The sequence below is a fragment of the Candidatus Amarolinea dominans genome (assembly GCF_016704685.1).
GTDB classification, from domain to species: Bacteria; Chloroflexota; Anaerolineae; order SSC4; family Amarolineaceae; genus Amarolinea; species Amarolinea dominans.
This window is the reverse complement of sequence record NZ_JADIZS010000016.1, coordinates 140074-159038: the sequence shown is the minus strand read 5'-3', so window position 1 is coordinate 159038 and position 18965 is coordinate 140074. Positions and strand designations below refer to the sequence as shown.

14 protein-coding genes and 2 pseudogenes are annotated in these 18965 nt (G+C 62.1%); 4 read left to right on the top strand and 12 right to left on the bottom strand.

Annotation, left to right across the window (positions count from 1 at the left end):
• The first annotated feature begins 120 nt into the window (after window positions 1–120).
• Window positions 121–1038 carry a hypothetical protein gene (locus IPF85_RS12415; RefSeq protein ID WP_343408394.1) on the top strand — a complete coding sequence of 306 codons (918 nt, stop codon included), beginning with the start codon at window positions 121–123 and terminating at the stop codon, window positions 1036–1038.
• A gap of 219 nt (window positions 1039–1257) precedes the next feature.
• Here IPF85_RS12415 and IPF85_RS12410 read toward each other — a convergent pair whose 3' ends face one another.
• The 9 genes and pseudogenes from IPF85_RS12410 to IPF85_RS12370 form a co-directional block, all read right to left on the bottom strand.
• On the bottom strand, window positions 1258–2439 hold the full coding sequence (locus IPF85_RS12410; protein WP_343408393.1) for a sugar ABC transporter permease: 1182 nt from the start codon (window positions 2437–2439) through the stop codon (window positions 1258–1260).
• Between the two features lie 11 nt (window positions 2440–2450).
• Complete coding sequence (locus IPF85_RS12405) at window positions 2451–3971, bottom strand: sugar ABC transporter ATP-binding protein (protein WP_343408392.1); 1521 nt, start codon at window positions 3969–3971, stop codon at window positions 2451–2453.
• Window positions 3972–4024: 53 nt separating this feature from the next.
• On the bottom strand, window positions 4025–4846 hold the full coding sequence (locus IPF85_RS12400) for a carbohydrate ABC transporter permease (RefSeq protein WP_343408391.1): 822 nt from the start codon (window positions 4844–4846) through the stop codon (window positions 4025–4027).
• A complete protein-coding gene (locus IPF85_RS12395) occupies window positions 4843–5739 on the bottom strand; it encodes a sugar ABC transporter permease (RefSeq protein ID WP_343408390.1) in 897 nt (298 codons plus the stop codon). The genes IPF85_RS12400 and IPF85_RS12395 overlap by 4 nt, the downstream gene beginning before the upstream one ends.
• Window positions 5740–7088: 1349 nt before the next feature.
• Window positions 7089–8126 (bottom strand): annotated as a pseudogene (locus tag IPF85_RS12390) (sugar-binding protein); the annotation flags it as partial.
• A pseudogene (locus IPF85_RS12385) lies at window positions 8124–9281 on the bottom strand (sugar-binding protein); the annotation flags it as partial. The pseudogenes IPF85_RS12385 and IPF85_RS12390, both read right to left, overlap by 3 nt.
• A 262-nt stretch (window positions 9282–9543) precedes the next feature.
• On the bottom strand, window positions 9544–12354 hold the full coding sequence (locus tag IPF85_RS12380; RefSeq protein WP_343408389.1) for a hypothetical protein: 2811 nt from the start codon (window positions 12352–12354) through the stop codon (window positions 9544–9546).
• Window positions 12355–12588: 234 nt separating this feature from the next.
• Complete coding sequence (locus IPF85_RS12375; protein WP_343408388.1) at window positions 12589–14235, bottom strand: M1 family metallopeptidase; 1647 nt, start codon at window positions 14233–14235, stop codon at window positions 12589–12591.
• Window positions 14232–15758 carry a M1 family metallopeptidase gene (locus IPF85_RS12370; protein ID WP_343408387.1) on the bottom strand — a complete coding sequence of 509 codons (1527 nt, stop codon included), beginning with the start codon at window positions 15756–15758 and terminating at the stop codon, window positions 14232–14234. Before IPF85_RS12370 ends, IPF85_RS12375 begins: the two co-directional genes overlap by 4 nt.
• Before the next feature lie 171 nt (window positions 15759–15929).
• Here IPF85_RS12370 and IPF85_RS12365 point away from each other — a divergent pair, with 171 nt between their 5' ends.
• The gene (locus IPF85_RS12365; RefSeq protein WP_343408386.1) at window positions 15930–16493 is read left to right on the top strand and encodes a DUF4126 domain-containing protein; all 564 of its coding nucleotides are present in this window, start codon (window positions 15930–15932) and stop codon (window positions 16491–16493) included.
• A 164-nt stretch (window positions 16494–16657) separates the two neighbouring features.
• On the opposite strand, the gene IPF85_RS12360 is transcribed toward IPF85_RS12365, so the two are convergent.
• From IPF85_RS12360 to IPF85_RS12350, 3 genes are all read right to left on the bottom strand, one after another.
• Window positions 16658–16885: a hypothetical protein gene (locus tag IPF85_RS12360; RefSeq protein ID WP_343408385.1), complete on the bottom strand. Its 228-nt coding sequence runs from the start codon at window positions 16883–16885 to the stop codon at window positions 16658–16660.
• On the bottom strand, window positions 16846–17457 hold the full coding sequence (locus tag IPF85_RS12355; RefSeq protein ID WP_343408384.1) for a hypothetical protein: 612 nt from the start codon (window positions 17455–17457) through the stop codon (window positions 16846–16848). Before IPF85_RS12355 ends, IPF85_RS12360 begins: the two co-directional genes overlap by 40 nt.
• A gap of 103 nt (window positions 17458–17560) precedes the next feature.
• Window positions 17561–17938 carry a hypothetical protein gene (locus IPF85_RS12350; protein WP_343408383.1) on the bottom strand — a complete coding sequence of 126 codons (378 nt, stop codon included), beginning with the start codon at window positions 17936–17938 and terminating at the stop codon, window positions 17561–17563.
• Window positions 17939–18214: 276 nt separating this feature from the next.
• Between IPF85_RS12350 and IPF85_RS12345 the strand changes: the two genes are divergently transcribed.
• Window positions 18215–18337, top strand: a complete 123-nt coding sequence (locus IPF85_RS12345; protein ID WP_343408382.1) for an antitoxin family protein — start codon at window positions 18215–18217, stop codon at window positions 18335–18337.
• Window positions 18338–18497: 160 nt separating this feature from the next.
• Entirely contained in the window at window positions 18498–18965 is a 468-nt protein-coding gene (locus IPF85_RS12340) for a type II toxin-antitoxin system VapC family toxin (protein WP_343408381.1), read from the top strand.

Genomic DNA, 18965 nt, shown 5'->3' with positions numbered 1-18965 from the left:
CAGAGATCGGGTTTCGTGGAAGAAGGGAGCTTTCCCGGTCTCCGGTCTCCGGTCTCCGGCCTTTGCACTTTGCACTTTGTATTTTCATCCGCCATGGGAAAGGATTGAAGGAGGTAGGTGATGGATTACGGGAAGATTTTTAGTCGCGCTTGGCAGATTACCTGGCGCTGGAAGGTGTTGTGGATTTTTGGCTTCCTGGCTTCGCTGGGGAGCGGCGGGGGTAGTGGGGGCGGCGGCAGCAGCGGTATGGACAACAGCCGCGGCCCCGGCGGTTTTCCCGATTTCGATATCTCGCCGGAGATCGGCGGGCTGATTATCGCCCTGGTCTGCGTGGCGTTGATCATTGCCCTGGTGTTCTGGGTGCTCTCGGTCATCAGCCGCGGCGCGCTGATTGCCGGGGTGCAGCAGGTGGAAGACGAGGGGCGCACCAGCTTCGGTAGCGCCTGGCGTGTGGGCCTCAGTCGCTTCTGGACGATCTTCGGCGTTGGGTTCCTGGCCGGCTTACCGATCATCATCACCCTCGTGGCGCTGATTGGTCTGGGGATCGCGGTCATTGCGGGCGCGGGCTTCAACTTCGATTTCGACGCGCCAGAACGAGCACTGGCCGTCATCCTCCCCGCGCTGGCCTGCCTGATTCCCCTGGCCTGCGTCGTCCTTGTGCTGGCGGTGGTTCTGAGTCAGATTCAGATCTACGCCGAACGCGCCGCCATTCTGGAAGGCAAGGGCTGGATCGAAGCGTTCAAGCGCGGCTGGCAGGTGCTCAAGACCAATCTCGGCCCCACCATTGTCTTCTGGTTGATCTTCCTGGTGATTGGAGGCATCTTCGCCGCCATCATCATCGGCGGCATCCTGGCGATGGCGCTGCCGGTGATGGCCCTCGTTGGCAATAACGACCCCGGCGCCCTCGCCATCATCACGATGTGCGGTGGCCTGCTGGTCGGTGTCGTCATCTTCAGTGTGGTGGGCGCCATCGTCCAAACCTTCACCTCGGCCACGTGGACGCTGGCCTACCGGCAGATCACGCGGGTGAGTGAGTAAGACCGGAGACCGGAGATTGGAGACCGGAGATCTACGTGGAGGGCGGTTGATTTGTGGTTGGAAGTGAGGCGTTAGGCCAGAGACCGGAGATCAGAGACCGCAGACCTACGTGGAGGGCGGTTGATTTGTGGTTGAAAGTGAGATTGGAGACTGGAGACCAGTCAACTCCCTTCTTCCACGAAACCCGATCTCCGATCTCTGATCCCCGATCTCCGATCTCTACCCCCTATTCCGCGTGGTCACGTCGAAGATTACGGCGGCTACCAGCACGAGGCCGCGGACGATGTACTGCGGCGCGATGCCGATGCCCATCAGGTTCATGCCGCTGGTCAGCGAGAGCATCACCAACGCGCCGACGATCGAGCCGATGACCTTGCCAACGCCGCCGGCCGCGGAGACGCCGCCGACGTAGGCCGCGGCAATGGCGTCCAGTTCGAACAGGGTGCCGGCCGTTGTGGTGGCCGACTGCAAGCGGGAGGTGAACAGGATGCCCGATAAGGCCGACATCAGGCCCATCGAGCCGAAGACGATGTAGGTGATCCGCTGGACGCTGATGCCGCTGAGTTCGGCCGCCTCGGGGTTGCCGCCGACCGCGTAGATGTGCCGGCCCAGCACCGTCTGCGTCGTGACGAAGTGATAGATCGCCACCACGAGCAGCATCACCACCACCGTCCACGAAATGCCGTTGTAGTTTGCCAGCACCCAGACGACGCCAGCCAGCAGCGCCGATATGGAGACCATCTGCAGGACGAAAATATCCGGCGGCAGGACTTCGAAGTTGTAGGCTTGCTTCTTCTTACGATCGTTCAGTGAGCTGATGACATAGAAGACGACGCCCACCACGCCCAGGAGCAGCGTCAGCTTGTGCATGCCGGGCAAGACGTTGGTGAGACCGGGGATGTCGGGGATGAAGCCGTTGCCGATAGCGTTGAAGGCCTTGTCCGGCACGATGATCGTGCCTGTGCTCTGGGTGACCAGCAGCAGCAGGCCGCGGTAGATCAACCAGCCGGCCAACGAGGCTACGAAGGAGGGGATACCCAGCTTAGCCACCGGATAGGCGGTGATCAGTCCGCCCACGATGCCGAGCGCCAACACGAGCGGGATGACGGCAATGACCGGCAGCTTCCAGGACACCAGGGCAATCGCCGCGATCGCGCCGAGGAAGCCCGCCAGGAAACCGACCGAAAGATCAATGTGCCGGATGACGATGACCAGCGTCATGCCGACCGCCAGGACGGCGATGTAGCCGGTCTGGTTCAACAGGTTGCTCAAGTTCCGTGACGAGACGAAGGTGCCTTTGGTCGTGACGGCGAAGATCGCCATGATCAGGAACAAGGCAATATACATGCCATATTCACGGATATTCTGCTTCAGTGTCTTCTGTAGATTCTGCAGGAACATGGATAATCTCCTTAGTTGGTTGCCAGGTGCATGATCTTTTCCTGGGTCGCCTCTTCGGTTGGCATCTCACCGGCAATTCGGCCGGAAGCGACGACATACACGCGATCGCTCATCCCCAGCACTTCGGGTAGCTCGGACGAGATCATGATGATGCTCATGCCCTGCTCCACCAGCCGGTTCATGAGGGTGTAGATCTCATACTTCGCGCCGACGTCAATCCCGCGCGTCGGCTCGTCCAGGATCATCACGTCGGGCTTGACAAACAGCCACTTGCCCAACGAGACCTTCTGCTGGTTGCCTCCGCTCAGATTGCTGACTTTCTGCTCGATGCTCGGCGTCTTGATGTTGAGCGAGGTCTTGTACTCGGTTGCCACCTTGATTTCGGCCTGGTTGTCAACAACGCCCCGGTTAGCGATCTCTTCCAGGTTGGCGAGGGTGATATTCTGCTTCACGTCCTGGATCAGGATCAGCCCATCGCCCTTGCGATCTTCGGAGACGTAGGCGATGCCCGCGTTGATGGCATCCCGGGGGTTGGCAATGTGCCGCTTCCTGCCCTTGATGGAGAGGTCGCCACTGAGCCGGTAGCCGTCCGGGTTGCCGAAGATGCTCAGGGCCAGTTCGGTGCGTCCTGCGCCCATCAGCCCGGCAAACCCAATGATCTCGCCTCTTTTTACGTTGAAACTGACATCCCTGAGGATATTTCGGCCGAGCGCCGGGCTGTAGGCGTTCCAACCCTTGACTTCGAGCACGACATCTTCCGAGCGCACGTGTTTGCGTTTGGGATAAATGTTGTCAATTTCACGGCCCACCATGTGCTTGATCAGCACATTCTCACTTACTTCGCCCTTGTGGGCATCCAACGAGCAGACGGTCTGACCGTCCCGCAACACCGTGACCGAATCCGCGATGGCGATGACCTCTTTTAGTTTGTGCGAGATCATGATGCAGGTGACGCCCTGCTCCCGCAGGCCGCGCAGCAGATTGAGCAGGTTGTCGCTGTCATTCTCGTTCAAGGCTGCGGTCGGCTCGTCCAAGATCAGGATCTTGACGTCACGGCTCAGCGCCTTGGCGATTTCGATCAACTGCTGCTTGCCGACCCCCAGGTCCTTGACCTTTGCGGCCGGGTTGACATCGAGCTTCACCTTCTTCAACATCTCGCCGGCGCGCTTGATGGTCTCATTCCAGTCAACCGTGAAGCCGTTGCGGATCTCATGGCCGATGAAGATGTTTTCGTAGACGGTCAGTTCGGGGATCAGCGCCAGTTCCTGATAAATAATTGCAATGCCGGCCTTTTCGCTGTCGTTGATGTGTTTGTAACGCTGCGGCTGCCCGTTGATGAAGATCTCGCCGGTGTAGGACCCATAGGGCCACACACCGCTCAGGACTTTCATCAGGGTTGATTTGCCGGCGCCGTTTTCGCCGACAAGACAGTGGATTTCCCCCTGGGCGACGCGAAAGCTGACGTTGCTGAGCGCCTTCACGCCGGGGAACTCCTTGGTGATGTTTTTCATCTCGAGGATTGGTATACTCATAGCACCTCCGGCTCAATAGAAATGTTGGGACAACTGATCAACTGATGAGAAGACTAACCCTTGAGCGAACCGGCAAGCAGCCCGCGCAAGAAGTAGCGTCCCAGGAAAATATAGATGAGCAGCGGCGGCAGCGCCGTCAGAAGCGATCCCGCCATCTGCACGTTCCAGGCGATGATCTGACTGCCAGCCATGTTGTTGAGCGCGACCGTGATCGGCCAGTTTTTGTTGCCGGTCAGGATCACCGCAAAGAGAAAGTCATTCCAGGCCGATGTGAACTGCCAGATCAGGACCACCACAAAGCTTGGCAGTGAAATGGGCAACAGGATGTGCCGATAGATGCCTAACATGGTCGAGCCATCAATCTGGGCAGCTTCGAGGAGTTCTTGCGGCAGCGCGGCGTAGTAGTTGCGGAAGGTCAGTGTGGTGATGGGAATGCCGTAGATGATGTGCGCCAACGCCAGGCCCGGCAACCCCTTGATCCCGGCTGCGCTCATGAACTGGACCAGGGGGATCAAAATGGACTGGTAGGGGATGAACATGCCGAACAGGATGAACGGAAAAATGAAATCGGCGCCGCGAAACTTCCACTTGGCGAGGATGAACCCGTTGAGTGAGCCAAGCATCGAGGAGATGACCGCGGCCGGGATGACCATCATGAAGCTGTTCCAGAGCGATGGGGAGAGCTTGGCAAAGGCCTCGCGGAAGTTGTCGAAATGGATGCCGTTGGGCAGATTCCACATCGTCTTCAGGTCAATTTCGGCGAAGCTCTTGAACCCGGTCACCAACATGACGTACATGGGGATCAGGTAGAAGATCGCCATGAGGATCAGGGGCACGTACAACCAGTTCTTGCCGAGGCGGAAGCGGCTGGTCATCGGTCCGTCTCCGTCTTCAGGGTGTAGCGGATATAGGGAATGATCAGAACCGCCACGCTGAGCAGCAGCATGATACCGATCGCGGCGCCGCGGCTGTAGAACAGCCCATCGAACGTTGTTTGCCACATGTAGATCGCGGGCACATCGAGCGGTAATTGCTTCCCGGCGATAGCGATAATCAGATCAAAGACCTTGAGCGACATATGGCCGAGGATGATGAGCGCACTCAATGTGACCGGCGCCAGTAACGGCAACATGACATAACGGTAGATCTGAACCTCGTTGGCGCCGTCAATCTGGGCCGCCTCGCGCAGTTCTTGTGGAATGGCGCGCAGACCGGCCAGGTACAAGGCCATGGTGTAACCGGACATTTGCCAGATGGCAGCCAGCGCGATGGCAGCCATGCCCCACTCAGGCGTGGTGTGCCAGGCATTCTTGAGAAAACCGAGATTCAGAGTGTCGAACAGCAGGTTGAAACCGCTGGTGCGTGAACCGGTCGCGGGATTCATCAACCAACGCCAGACCACGCCGGTCACGATGTAGGAAATAGCCATCGGGAAGAGGAAAAGGCTACGGAAGAATCCTTCCCCTTTCAGGCCCTGGTCCAACAGGATGGCTAACACGAAGCCCAGGAGGATGCTCCCGATGACGAAGACACCCGTGAAGATGAGAGTGTTCCGAATGTCAACATGAAAACGCGGATCGGAGAAGAGCTTGATGTAGTTATCCAGCCCGACCCAGGTGAAATCTGGATTCAGGCCTTTCCATTTGCTCAGTGAAACGCGTACCGACCAGGCGATGAAGCCATAGACAAAAATGAGCAGCGCCAAGATTGACGGCGAGATGAGGAGCACCGAAAGATAGCGGTCTCGGTTCTTCAATGCACGGAGCATGTCGGACCTCGTTTCAGTGGGTCAGATGTTGCTGGTTGCACTGCCGCGGAGGTTTTGGGCGAGATGGTGCGACCTCGCCGGGGCGAAGCCGCACCATCTCATTTCACTGCATTTTACTGCATTTTACTGCATTACTTGCAGGTGCCGGAGCTCTTGCAGGCGGCAGCCAGAGCGGCCTGGAAGACATCGGCCTTGCTGTCGGCGATGTACAGGCCGAGCGCGGTGTCAATTTCTGACTTCCAGGAGTCGTTGGCCACCACACCATGCGTCAGCGAGCCGACCACGGTATTGCTGGCCCAATCGGCCATAGCCGACTGCAGGTACTCGCCGAAGAGGGTCTTGTCACAGTCGGTGCGGGCGCAGATCGAGCCCTTGAGCGGGTTGAAGGCTTCCTGACCCGACTTGGAGCCGGCGATCTTCAGCCAGGCCGTCGCGGCATTGGCGTCGGGCGCGCCCACAGCCAGGACGAAGGAGTCAGACAGGAACTGGAAGGTGCCCACAGTGCCAGGAACCGGCGCCCAGCCGTAATCGGCCTGCGGCTTCTTGCCCAGTTCGCGGAAGTAGCCTTCGGCCCAGTCGCCCATGACGTTGAAGGCGGCGTCGCCGTTGACGACGAGCTGCGAGGCATCCTGCCAGGAGAGCGACGCCGAATCGGTGTTGGCGTAGGTGAGGACCTTGGCATAGTTGGCCAGGGCCGCGGTCACGTCAGCGCCGGTCCAATCGGTCGCGCCGCTCCAGAGTCCGTTGTACTTCTCCGGCCCAAGTGAGCCGAGCAGAACGGTTTCGAACAGGTGCATCTTGGTCCATTGTTCGCCCAGGGCCAGCGGTTGCACACCGGCGGCCTTCAGGGTGTCCATGGCCGTGATCCACTCTTCGACGGTGGTCGGCACCGTGATCTTGTTGTCGGTCAGGACCTTGGGGTTGTACCACAGCACGTTGGCGCGGTGGATGTTGACCGGGACGGAGTAGATGCTGTCAGCCTTAGAGATCAGCGGGATCAGGGTCTTGGGCATGACAGCGAGCCAGCCCTCGGCCGTGTAGAGATCGTTCAACGGCTGGATCTGCTTGCCATCAACATAGGTGCCGATGAGTTCCTGACCCGCGTGACCTTGCCAGCTATCCGGCGGATCGCCAGCTTGCAGGCGTGAGGCCAGCACGGCACGGGCATTGGTGCCAGCGCCGCCGGCGACAGCGGCATTCACGAACTCAATGTTCGGATATTGCGCCTTGAAGATCTTGATCATGGCATCAAGGCCAGCGGCTTCGCCGCCGCCCGTCCACCAGGAGAAGACCTCGACCTTGCCCTTGTCTGATGCCGGTGGGGGGGCAGCGCCGCCTGCATCCAGGCCGGTGAAGTCGCCGGCCTGGTAGTAGCCGGAGTCAATCAGGGCGGTCTTGACGTTGGCCTTGTCAACCGTGACCACGGCGGACTGGATAGCCGGCACGTCTGCCTTGCCGTTGTTGTAGGAACCCTTGGACGTTGGTGTCTTGCCTTCGAGCAGGGCCACGGCCGCGCCGATGGCGTCCTTGACCAGGGTGCGGACATCCTTGAAGACGGTCATGGACTGCTTGCCGTCAATGATGTACTGGACAGACGCCTTTTCAGCGTCCTGACCGGTGACCAGATAGCTCTTGACGTCCTTGTCAATGCCGAAGACGTCAGCGATGGCACGGGCGGTGCCGTCGTTGGGAGCGAGGACGAAGACGTTGCCCTTGTCCGCAGCCTTGGCGACGGTCAGGTTGGCTTCGGCCAGGTTCTTGGCGGTGTTGAAGTCCCAGTTGGTGGTGACCTGGCCGATGATCTTGGCCTGTTCGTCGCGGGTCAGCTTGGCCTTGGCCTGCAGGCCGACAGCCTCGGAGGAGTTCTTGATGACGAAGGTGCCATCGGCGATCTTGGGCTGCAGGACACCCCAGGCGCCTTCGAAGAAGATGAAGGCGTTGTTGTCAGAGGCGGCGCCCGCATAGAGGTAGAGCGGGTTGCCGGCGCCCTTAGCGTTATCAACCAGGTACTGCGCCTGCTGCGCGCCCACGGCAATGCTATCGAAGGTAACGTAGTAGTCTACCGCGTCGGTCTCGCGGATCAGGCGGTCATAGGAGATGACCTTGATGCCGGCGGCGCGGGCGGCGTCAGCCGCGGCGGCCGCGGCCGTACCGTCTTGCGGGCAGATCACGATGACCTTGACGCCCTTGGTGATCAGCGCCTCGACGTTGGCCTTTTCTTTGGCCGAATCGCCCTGGCTGAAGAGGATCTCAGCGTCGTAGCCGGCCGCGGTCAGCGCTTCCTTGAAGCGGGTCTCGTCCTGCACCCAGCGCGGCTCATCCTTGGTCGGCAGCACGATGCCGACTGCCAGCTTGCCGGTCGGCGCCGGGGCAACGCCGCCTGCCAGGCCGGTGAAGTCGGCGGCCTGGTAGTAGCCGGAGTCTATCAGGGCGGCCTTGACGTTGGCCTTGTCAACCGTGACCACGGCGGACTGGATGGCCGGCACGTCTGTCTTGCCATTGTTGTAGGAACCCTTGGCGCCCGGTGTCTTGCCTTCGAGCAGGGCCACGGCCGCGCCGATGGCGTCCTTGACCAGGGTGCGGACATCCTTGAAGACGGTCATGGACTGCTTGCCGTCAATGATGTACTGGACAGACGCCTTTTCAGCATCCTGACCGGTGACCAGATAGCTCTTGACGTCCTTGTCAATGCCGAAGACGTCGGCGATGGCACGGGCGGTGCCGTCATTGGGAGCGAGGATGAAGACGTTGCCCTTGTCGGCCGTCTTGGCAGAGGTCAGGTTGGCCTCGGCCAGGTTCTTGGCGGTGTTGAAGTCCCAGTTCGTGGTGACCTGACCGATGATCTTGGCCTGTTCGTCGCGGGTCAGCTTGGCCTTGGCCTGCAGGCCGACAGCCTCGGAGGAGTTCTTGATGACGAAGGTGCCATCGGCGATCTTGGGCTGCAGGACGCCCCAGGCGCCTTCGAAGAAGACGAAGGCATTGTTGTCAGATGCGGCGCCCGCATAGAGGTAGAGCGGGTTGCCGGCGCCTTTGGCGTTATCAACCAGGTACTGCGCCTGCTGCGCGCCCACGGCGATGCTGTCAAAGGTGACGTAGTAGTCTACAGCGTCGGTGTCGCGGATCAGGCGGTCATAGGAAATGACCTTGATGCCGGCGGCGCGGGCGGCGTCAGCCGCGGCGGCCGCGGCCGTGCCGTCTTGCGGGCAGATCACGATGACCTTGACGCCCTTGGTAATCAGCGCTTCGACGTTGGCCTTTTCTTTGGCCGAATCGCCCTGGCTGAAGAGGATTTCAGCGTCGTAGCCGGCCGCGGTCAGCGCTTCCTTGAAGCGGGTCTCGTCCTGCACCCAGCGCGGCTCATCCTTGGTCGGCAGCACGATGCCGACTGCCAGCTTGCTTGCTGGCTTCACCGCTGTCGGCGCGACCGTGGGCGCTACCGTGGCGCCCCCACAGGCTGACAGCAGAGTCGCTGTCAGAACCAACAGCGTGATCACAACAAAAAGCGAACTCTTCTTAGACACAGTTTCTTCTCCTTCAAGCATATCATACAATCTGATAGACTGACCGTCCTGCGGAAGCCCTCCGCGCGGACCGGTTCTCTATCACTTTCATCGAACGGCTGACGGCCTTATTTGCGCCTGTATTCCCTCCTTCTTGGGGTAGAATTGATGATCGTCAGAAACTCAATCAACCCTGTTCGTTGTCGAACCAGAGTCGCACAGCCGAGTTGATTAGAATGCGTACACCTTATTTTAGCACGATTCACGTTTTGCGACAACTAGCGAGGGCCAGACTGGGTCCGTTTCACAGGCGGGGCAGATAGAGCCTGTCAGGCAGTGCGGGCGTTTCCCGCACGCGCAGCACCAGCAGCCCGGCCTCGCCGTCAGCCACATAGGCCAGGGCGCCCGCGGCGTCCGCTGGCCGGCCCCGCACCGTGATGCCGCTGGCCTGGCCGGGCGTGGCGAAGGCGCCCGCTGCGGTTGGCTGTCTGGGATCGCGCACATCCAAGATTTGCAGCCCGCCGTAATAGCCGTCTGCCACAAAGAGCAGATCATCCACCAGGGCCAGGCCGCTCGCCCAGCCGGGGGTGTCGAACGCGGCCAGCCGCTGCGGATGCGCCGGGTCGCTGAGATCCAGGATGGCGAGGCCGGCCGCGCCGCGCGCCACATAGGCCAGGCTGCCGTGCAGCAGGACGCTCAACGCCGGCGCGGCGTCGCTGCTGCTGCTGAGCAGAAGAGGCTGCGTCGGCGCGGTGATGTCGAACAGGTGCAGCCCGCCGCTTCCGGCTGCCACCAGCGCCAGGGTGCCTGTGATCCAAACGCCATTGGCCCAGCCCGGCGCCTGACCCGCGCCGATCAGCGCCGGCGCCGCCGGATCGCTGACATCCACGATCTGCAAACCGCTGCTGCCGCCGGCAACGCCCAGCAGGTCGCCGGCCAGGTGCAGGGCGCGGGTGCTGCCGGGCAAATCGAGCGCACTCAGACGCCGCGGCGCGGCGGCGTCGCCCACGTCAAAAATGGTCAGACCGCCAAAGCGAGTGTCGGCAACGAAGGCCAGGGGTGCGGCTGCCGCGACAAAAGCGGCCCAGCCAGGGGAGATCGTGTGCGCGCCGCGCCAGGTCAACCGCGCTGGATCGTGCGCGTCCACCACCTGCAGGCCGCCAGCCTCCGCCGCCAGGTAGATGGCGGGAGCCGGCGCCTGCGCCACAGCCGTCTGCCAGACCACCCCTGGCGTGGGCAGCGCGTGGCGCAGACTGACAGGCCGGCGCACATCAAGCAACTGCAGGCCGGCCGAGTCGGCCGCGACCAGCGCCAGGTCGCCCAGTAACTGGACACGCCAGGCGCTGCCGTCTGTGGCAAACGCGCCGATCAGGATAGGCGCGGCTGGGTTGCTGACATCGGCCACCTGCAGGCCGCCACGACCGTCGGCGATATAGGCCAGGCTGCCCTGCACGCGCACGCTGTTGGCGCGGCCAGGGGTGGCGAGGGCGCCCAGCAGGCGGGGCGCGGCCGGATTGCCGACATCGAGCACGAAAAGTCCGCGGTCGGCGACGGTGAGATAGGCCAGGCTGCCTTGCAGCGCGACATCGGTCGCAGCAACGCCCAGGTATTCGCCGGCGACGGCGGGGTGGCCGGGGTCGCTGAGGTCAATGATCTGCAGACCGCCCGGAAATTCCTCGTTGTCGCCGGCTGTGACGAAGGCCAGCGCGCCCGCCATCACCACCCGGTTGGCGCCGCCGCGGATCGGTTGATTGGCGACGCGCCAGGGCCGCGCCGGATCGCTGACATCCACCAATTGCAGGCCGCCGATCCAATCGGCCACCAGGGCCAGGGTGCCGCTGATGGTCACCCCATCCGCGCGGCCCGGCGTGTCGAAGCTGCCCAGCAGGGTTGGATTGGCCGGGTCGTGGACATCCACCAGGTGCAGGCCGCTGTCGCCGGCCGCCAGCAGGGCCAGGGCGTCGGTCAGGACGATGCCAGACGCCACCCCTGGCAGCGTCAGGCCGCCGACGGTGAACGGAAAGGTGGGGTCATGCACGTTGACGATCTGCAGACCGCCCGCGCCGTCCGCCACGTAAGCCAGATCATTCGCCACAGTCAGGTCGAGCGCGGGGCCGGGGGTGGCGAGGGTCAGGTTGAGCGCGAACGGGTCGCCGGTGTCGAGGATGAGCAGGCCGTTGCGGCCGGCCGCGACGAAGGCCAGGCCGTCGGTCAGGGCCAGGCCGTAGAGCGGCGTGCCCGCGGCGAACGCGCCGCGCGGGGTTGGTCGGCTCGGATCGCTGATGTCGAGCACACGAAAGCCATCGAAGGAATCGGTGAGGAAGGCGCGCTGGTTCATCACGGCGATGGCGTAGACGCCGTTGCCGTCGTCGAAGTGGCCGATGAACCGCGGCGCGGCCGGATTGTCAACGGCAAGCACGCTCAGCCCGGCCGCGCCGAGCGCGACGAAGGCGAGATCACCGGCCAGGGCGATGTCCTGTGCGCCGGCCAGGGGAACAACAGCCAGGCGGCGGGGCGCGACCGGGTCCTGTACATCGAAGATGTGCAGGCCGCTGTCGGCCGCGGCCACGAAGGCGCGGCCGTTCGCCAGACTGACCTGCCGCGCTTCGGGCAGGCGCCAGGCGCTCAGCAGCCGCGGCGCGTCCGGCCGGCTGATTTCGATGATCTTGAAGCCGCCGAAAAAAGGCCCGCTTTCGGCCAGATAGACGAAAGGCCCGGCCGTCGCCACGCCCAGGCTGCGGCCGTTGGTATCGAGTCCGCCGCGCCAGATCGGCGCGGCAGGCGTGCTGACATCAAGCAGATGCAGGCCGCTGTCACCTGCGGCCACGGCAAGCAGGCTGCCGGCCAGGGCCAGGTCTTGAATGACCGCGGGCAGCGGTTCGCTCTGCCCGATGACGACGGGCGCGGCCGGCTGGCGCATGTCCAGCACCCACACCTGGCGTCCGACGCCCAGGTAGGCGAAATCGCCGGCCAGGGCAATGGCCAGGCTGGGGCCGCCAAGTTGGCCCACGGGGTCGAGCGTCAGGCGGGTGAGCGGCGCCGGCGCCTGGCCGCGGGCTGCGGGCGCCGCGGTCAGGAGGCAGACGAAGATCAAGAACGAACGGAAGCGCGTCATGGGGAACCACCATCGAGATACGGGCGCAGGGTCATGTGACACTAGCACCGGTCATCCGTGATCGCACAACCCGTCTCCGCCCCAGGGGGACGGTTGAATTCATCCTCCGCAGTCGTGGCAGGAGTAGCCTCATCCAATCGTCCCTACGGGACGACTCCTCTGCGCTCTCTGCGACCTCTGCGGTGAAAAATGTGACTGCGTTCGGAATGGCTGGACGCCAGACATCAAAGGCGCTCAGGGCGGGAACACCCATTCGGCAAGGAGACCGTCGAGTTGGCAGGCGCAGGATGTTTCGGCTGTGGTGAGAAAATCGTCCGCGGTCGCCGTGCGCCAGCGGTAGGCGGCGCTGAAGTCTTTGAGAAATTGGACGAAGATGGCGTCGCCCATCTGTTCCCGCAGCGCCAGCAGGAAGAGCGGGCCTTTGCCGTAGACGATGGCGCCGTAGGCGCGGCCCTCGTAGCTGGCGACGGGCAGCCCAATCGGTTGATCGTTGGCGGCCTTGACGCGGTTCCAGCGCTCGTTGAACGAATTGAGCACGCCGGCGCGGCCCTCAGCGCCGTAGCGATCTTCGAAAAAGAGCACCGTGGCATACTGGGTGATGGCCTCGTCCAGCCACGGCTCGCGCACCTGGTCGTTGCCGAGCAGGTTGTACCACCACTGGTGGGCCACCTCATGCACGACGGCGATCTGGAAGAAGGAGCCGACCTCATCGAACTGATCGTAGAGGCGGTCGGCAATGACGACAAGACCGGGATATTCCACGCCGCCGGCGTCGGTTGGCGTGGCCACAACGTCTAGCTCGGTGTAGGGATAGGCGCCAAAGGCCTGCTGGTAAATGCCAAAAGCCTGGCTGGCCCAGTCGAGAGCCGCCGCGCCGCCTTTGGCATGTTCTGAAGGGAAGTAGGCGTTGATGGTGACATCGCCGACGAGACGGCTGGCGAGGGTGAAGGTGTTACTGGCTACCAGGTTGAACTCGCGCTGCGGGCCGCCCACGAGATACCAGGTTTTGGTGTCATCTGGATTGGCTTTGGTTTCAACGGTGATGCCGGTCGCCACCACGGTCAGCGCGGCCGGGGCCGTGACCCAGACATCGTACAGGCCAGGGTCGGCCGTGGTCATGTCGCCAAAGAGGGGCGGCGTCTGCAATTCCCAGCCGGCCGAGCCGATGCGGGGCACGGTGGGGTAGAACTGCGCCAGGGCCAGGACGCCAGCCGCATAGCCGAAGGTGCTGTAGTTGCCGCCGCCTTCGTTGGGCAGTGTCGCCTCGAATTCCAGGAAAAGTTCGGTCGTGGCTTGCGGGGCCAGCGGTTGCGGCAAGGAGACCACCGCGGCTGAATTCTCGGCCAGCAGGCGCGGCGACGCGGGCGCGCCGGCGATGGTCAGGGCGACGATGCGCAGGACGGTGTCTGTGCGCCCCAGGTTGGGGTAGAGGCGCAGGGGAATTTCGGTCAGGGGTGCAGGGCTGTTATTGGTGAAGCGTATCCAGGCACGGCCGCTGATCTGGCGCTGCTCCAGATCGAGGCGAATGTCCATTTGATAGTGCAGTGGAGGCTGCGCGGCGGTCAGGTCGGCCTGCGTGGTGGGACGCAGCGCCTGCGCAAAGCGGGTCAGGTCGGTCCAGGAGGCGGGTGCGAGCAGCGCGCTTGCCGGCGGCAGCGACGTTGGGGATGGCATGACGGTCGGCGCGGGGGAAGCGGCATCGGTGGGCGTCGCCGCGACGCGCGTCGGCTCAACCGGCGTTGCCGCGGGCGTTGGCGTTGGGGTGCGTCGCAGGCCGGCGCAGGCGCTCAGGAGCAGCGCCGCGGTCAGCAGCAGGCACGAGAGGCGGAATATTCTGGTGCGCCCCGAATTTATTCGGCGGCTTGATATGTGTAATTTCATGGCGTGACGTAGCTCAGGACCCACTCATTGTAAATGGCGGCCAGCGATTTACCGCTCAGGCGTTCGGCCAGGCTGACAAAATCGGCCGGTTGCACTTCACGAAAACGGTAGCGCTGTACGTAGGCCTTCAGGATGCGAAAGAACATGTCGTCGCCTACCTCCTGGCGCACCGCGTGGAAGAACAGTGCGGCTTTGGCGTAGACGATGGTCTCGTAGCGACCGGCGCCGAACGCGCTGGCCGGCTGATTGACGACGGCATCCAGGCCATTGTTGCGCGCGTAAGTGACCGGCGTCTGCCAGCGGTTAGCCAACAGATTGTCGGCCGCTGCCTGACCGCGCACCGCCCCCAAGTAGACATAAGTCGAATACTCCGCCAGCCCCTCATCCAGCCAGGGTGTGCGCACCGGGTCATTGCCGACCATGTTATACCACCACTGATGGGCCACCTCATGCACGATGAGAAACTCCAGGTCTTGCGTCCGTTGGCGATAGAGGCCCAGTCCGATCAAATCGAGGCCTGGGAATTCCATCCCCCGGTATTGCAGAGGTGAGGCGACGATGTCCATCGCGGGGTAGGGATAGCGGCCGTAGTGATCCTGGTAGACGCGCAGGGCCGCGGCGGCTATCTGCAGGGCTTCGTTTCCAGTGACCTCATCACCTGACAGGAAATACGAATTGACCGTGGTGCTGTACGCGCTGGTAGATACGACGTGAAAATCGGGGCTGAGGGTCATCATCCATTCACGAATGGGGCCGCTGGTCCAACGCCAGGTATCCTGACCGTCGGCGGATGATGTGCGGCCAAGCAGCACACCGGTGGCGACGACGGTGAAGGTGCTGGGGAGGGTGGCGGTCACCTGGTAGAGCGCGGCCTGGGTGAATGCGGTGTCGCCGTAGGTCGCGGGCATGTCCAGGCGCCAGGGAATGGGTTCACTGGCAGCCGCGGCCGCCTGGTCGAATACGGCCAGGACCGGATAGGCCAGCGGCAGATTGAGGATGCCCTGACTGGCGCCAAACAGAACGTACGGCTCAGTGGGCGCGGGCGCTTCCACGGAAAAAATCAGGTCGAGCGTCAGTGAAGCGCCCGGCGCTACCGGCTGCGGCGGCGCCACGCGAATGGCTGTGCGGTCGGCCGCGTAGCTGAACGGCAGCGGCCGGCCCGCCCGCTGCACGCTGGCAATTTCCATTTCGCCATCGAAATGTGGCAGGTTCGGGAAGAGGCGGAAGTAGAGGTCGCCCCAGGTGAACTGCGTGTCATTGGTGATGATGACCTCCTGGCTACCCTGGATCGTGCGCGTTTCAGGGTCAATCTGCAGATCAAGGCTATAGCGGGGCCAATCACTACGGCTGTCCAGGATGTTTTGGCTGAGGGGCGCGAGGCCAGCCCGGTAAGCCGCCCAGGGGTCCGGCTTGGGGCGATTGAAGAGCGTGCAGCCGGCCAGGAGCAGCAGCAGGCTGGCGAACATCAGCCCGGCAGCCAGCCTGGCGCCGCGTTCTTTCCAGGTTTGGTTCGAGGTTGTCATGGTGGCGATAGGATCCAGTTACGTGCGATCATTCTGCTCGGTCTGTCAGAAGCCCTGATGCGATCAGTATATCATGGCTGACTTTTGAAGGCAAGGGCGATGGGGCGGAACGATGAACAGATTGTTGAGCGGATGCCAATTTGCACTTATAATGCGGCCAGGAGGTGAAACATGATCGAGGCGATTTCTAATATCTTGACGGCGTTCGGGCTGTCTACGTCGGCCGGGTTGAATGCGTATGTGCCGCTGTTGACGGTGGCGCTGCTGGCGCGCTTCACCGATTTGATTGCGTTGAGTTCACCGTGGGACACGCTGGAGAATCCGTGGATTATCGGGCTGCTTGTGGTGCTGTTGGCGATCGAGGTGCTGGCGGACAAGATCGTGGGCATTGACCACATCAACGACGCCATCCAGACCTTCGTGCGGCCCGCGGCCGGGGCTGTCCTGTTCGCGGCCAGCAGTCACACCATCAGCGATGTGCATCCGGTGCTGGCGCTGGCCTGCGGGCTGCTCCTGGCCGGCGGTGTGCATGCGGTCAAGGCGACGGTGCGGCCGGTGGTTAGCGCCACCACGGCCGGGCTGGGCAATCCGATCATCAGTACGGCCGAAGATGTCATCGCCGTGACCGTCTCGCTCACCGCGATCATCGTGCCCGCGCTGATGCTCCTGATCGTGCTGGCGGTGGCCTGGCTGGTCTGGCGCCTGCTCCGCCGCCGGGCGCCATCTGCGCTCTGAGCCACACGCTTTCGCGATTCATTTGCGCCGCTGTCCGACCTGATCATGGCTGAGCGAGATGCTCGATGAGCTTGGTTTCAGCGCCTGCTGGCAGTCGAACTCCGTCACCGGCATCGCACAGGATATCTCTGCAGGCTGAGCGGCGTCATTTTCCTGGCGGGCGATCATGCTGCAAGGCGTTCTTCAACTCGTCTGCGCAAGATCCACAGCTCATCATGATTGAATTCCTCGATCGCCGAGAGAAACAGCGAGAAAGGGATCTGAAGGCGTACCATTGGCTCCGTTTTGAACAGGTTTTGACGCAGCAAGTCTGCCAATTGAAAAGCGTCCTCCCACACATCCGATGCGCTCATCATCGGCGCTTCTGGTTCATGAACTGATTTCTGTTCCATCCTTGCCTCGTATTCTGTCGTGCCATTTCATAGACCCGTTGAATGAACGGCACCCCGTAATAAGTGCCTTGCTGCCGACATTGTTCCAATCGTCGTTTCAAATCGTCTGCAGTTATCAGGCCAATCTGCACCGCCAGCAGCAGTACTCCAGGGAAACCGGAGAGCTTGATACCCAATTGCCTGGCTACGGCGCGAGCGGCAAGTTCATCCAGGAGAAGAACGTCCGTTTGGTATTCGGGGCGTAGAGCAAGTGTGATTGCCTGCGCTTCGCCCAAGTGGTTTTCGATGACCGGATCGTTGTTGGCAGGATGCTGGGCGATTTGTTCCGCAATGGTGTAAGCCCGCTGTTCTTCTCGTGTTGTCAGCGAAATGATCGCTAGAGGCGGAGTCGCTGCCTGCACCTCAGCTTCCCAACCATGACGAACCAACTCACTGAGACAGACGTTCGAGAGACGAATTTCTGCAAATATCTGGACGAGCAACGCAAGGCTGTTCGATTGAAAAGCAGAGATTAGTGGGCCAGTATTGCAGATCGCCTTGAAGTCAGTATTGTTTTCTGGTAATTGCGTCATTGTCTCCTCACGTGGAGTCAGTACATAACACGAATAACATTTCCAGACGTTGAACAACCTGCATTGGTCCCTATTTTACCACAGACGGATGGAAACCTCTTTTTCAATGACCTCCCGCGTACAGGCACAGATCCCATGCTGCCTCGAATCCTGCCGCGGCATTTTGTCCGAAGGCGGCGGCGACATCCTGACGGGCCTGGCGCACGGCGGCCAGCATGGCCTCTGACAGCCGTTCTGCGTCCAGCCCGCCCGCCTTGTGCAGGCGGATGAGCGCGGCGGTCAGGCCGGCCAGCGCCGCGGGGCGACTTTCGCCGGCAGCGGCGGGATGGTCACGATGCAGGGCACGCCCTTGAGGAACAGCACCGCGGCGGCTCGCAGCAGCGCCGCCTCTTCGTAATCGGCCCGCTGCGCATCGGTCTGCCCCAGGCCGGCGCTTCAGGATGACCAGGCGCAGGCGCAGCGGGGCTCCGTTGCTTGACATCCTCTCAGCGCGGCGACTACCAGGCCCCAGCCGAACTGCGCCAGGCCCGGCCCACGTCCACGGTCATGTCGCAGGCGCGGCGCTGCAGCAGGGCTTGATCCGCGCGCAGCCGCTGCTGTATTTCGGGCGGCAGCAGCTGTTCGGCGCGGCCGCCATACGCAGAACACGCCGCCGGGCTAGCCTCTCGCGCAGATTATACTTGTCACCATGGCCGTCTTATGCTACACTGGCGCCCAGAAAAATGGAGAAGTGCGGAGAATCAAGGAGTGCAAAGAAATGGTTGCCACAGCTACTGCCATCTATGAGAAAGGCGTTCTACGCCTGCTGACTCCTGTCAGTTTGCCGGACCGGGCGCGTGTGCATCTGCGTATCCAGGTGGAAAACAAAATGGGGAGATGAGACGCAAACGCTCACAGCCGTGTTGGAGGCTTTGGCCTGGTGAAGCCGCCGCAGCCGTCCTGAGGATACGAAAGATCTCATCGGCTCGCCGCTGAACTTGCACGGATGTACGGAGCGGCGGAACGCTGTCTGACCTGATCATGGCTGAGCGAGATGCTCGATGAGTTTTTATTATCTGGACACCAGTGCCTTGGTCAAACGCTATGTGGCGGAAGATGGTAGCCGTTGGTTGGAAACTGCGATCTTCCAATCCACCGATAACATGGTGCTGATCTCCAGGATCACGGTGGTCGAGATGCGAAGTGCGCTGGCTCGACGCCGGCGAGAGGCATCTATTCAGCCCCATGATCACGCCGATGCGCTTAGCGCACTGAGTGAAGATTGCCTGCTGCGTTATCCTTTTGTCGAGTTGGAGTCACCCGTCGTTGATTTAGCTGGAGAATTGCTCGACCAATACCCTCTCCGGGCGTACGATGCTGTGCAGCTGGCTTCGGCGCTCGTGGTACACCGCCTGTTGATTGAAGCGAATTTGGCTCCTCTCATTTTTGTCTCTGCCGATGACAAGCTGCTGACTGTTGCGCGAGCCGCCGGATTGCAGACTGACAATCCGAACATCCAGGCGACCTGA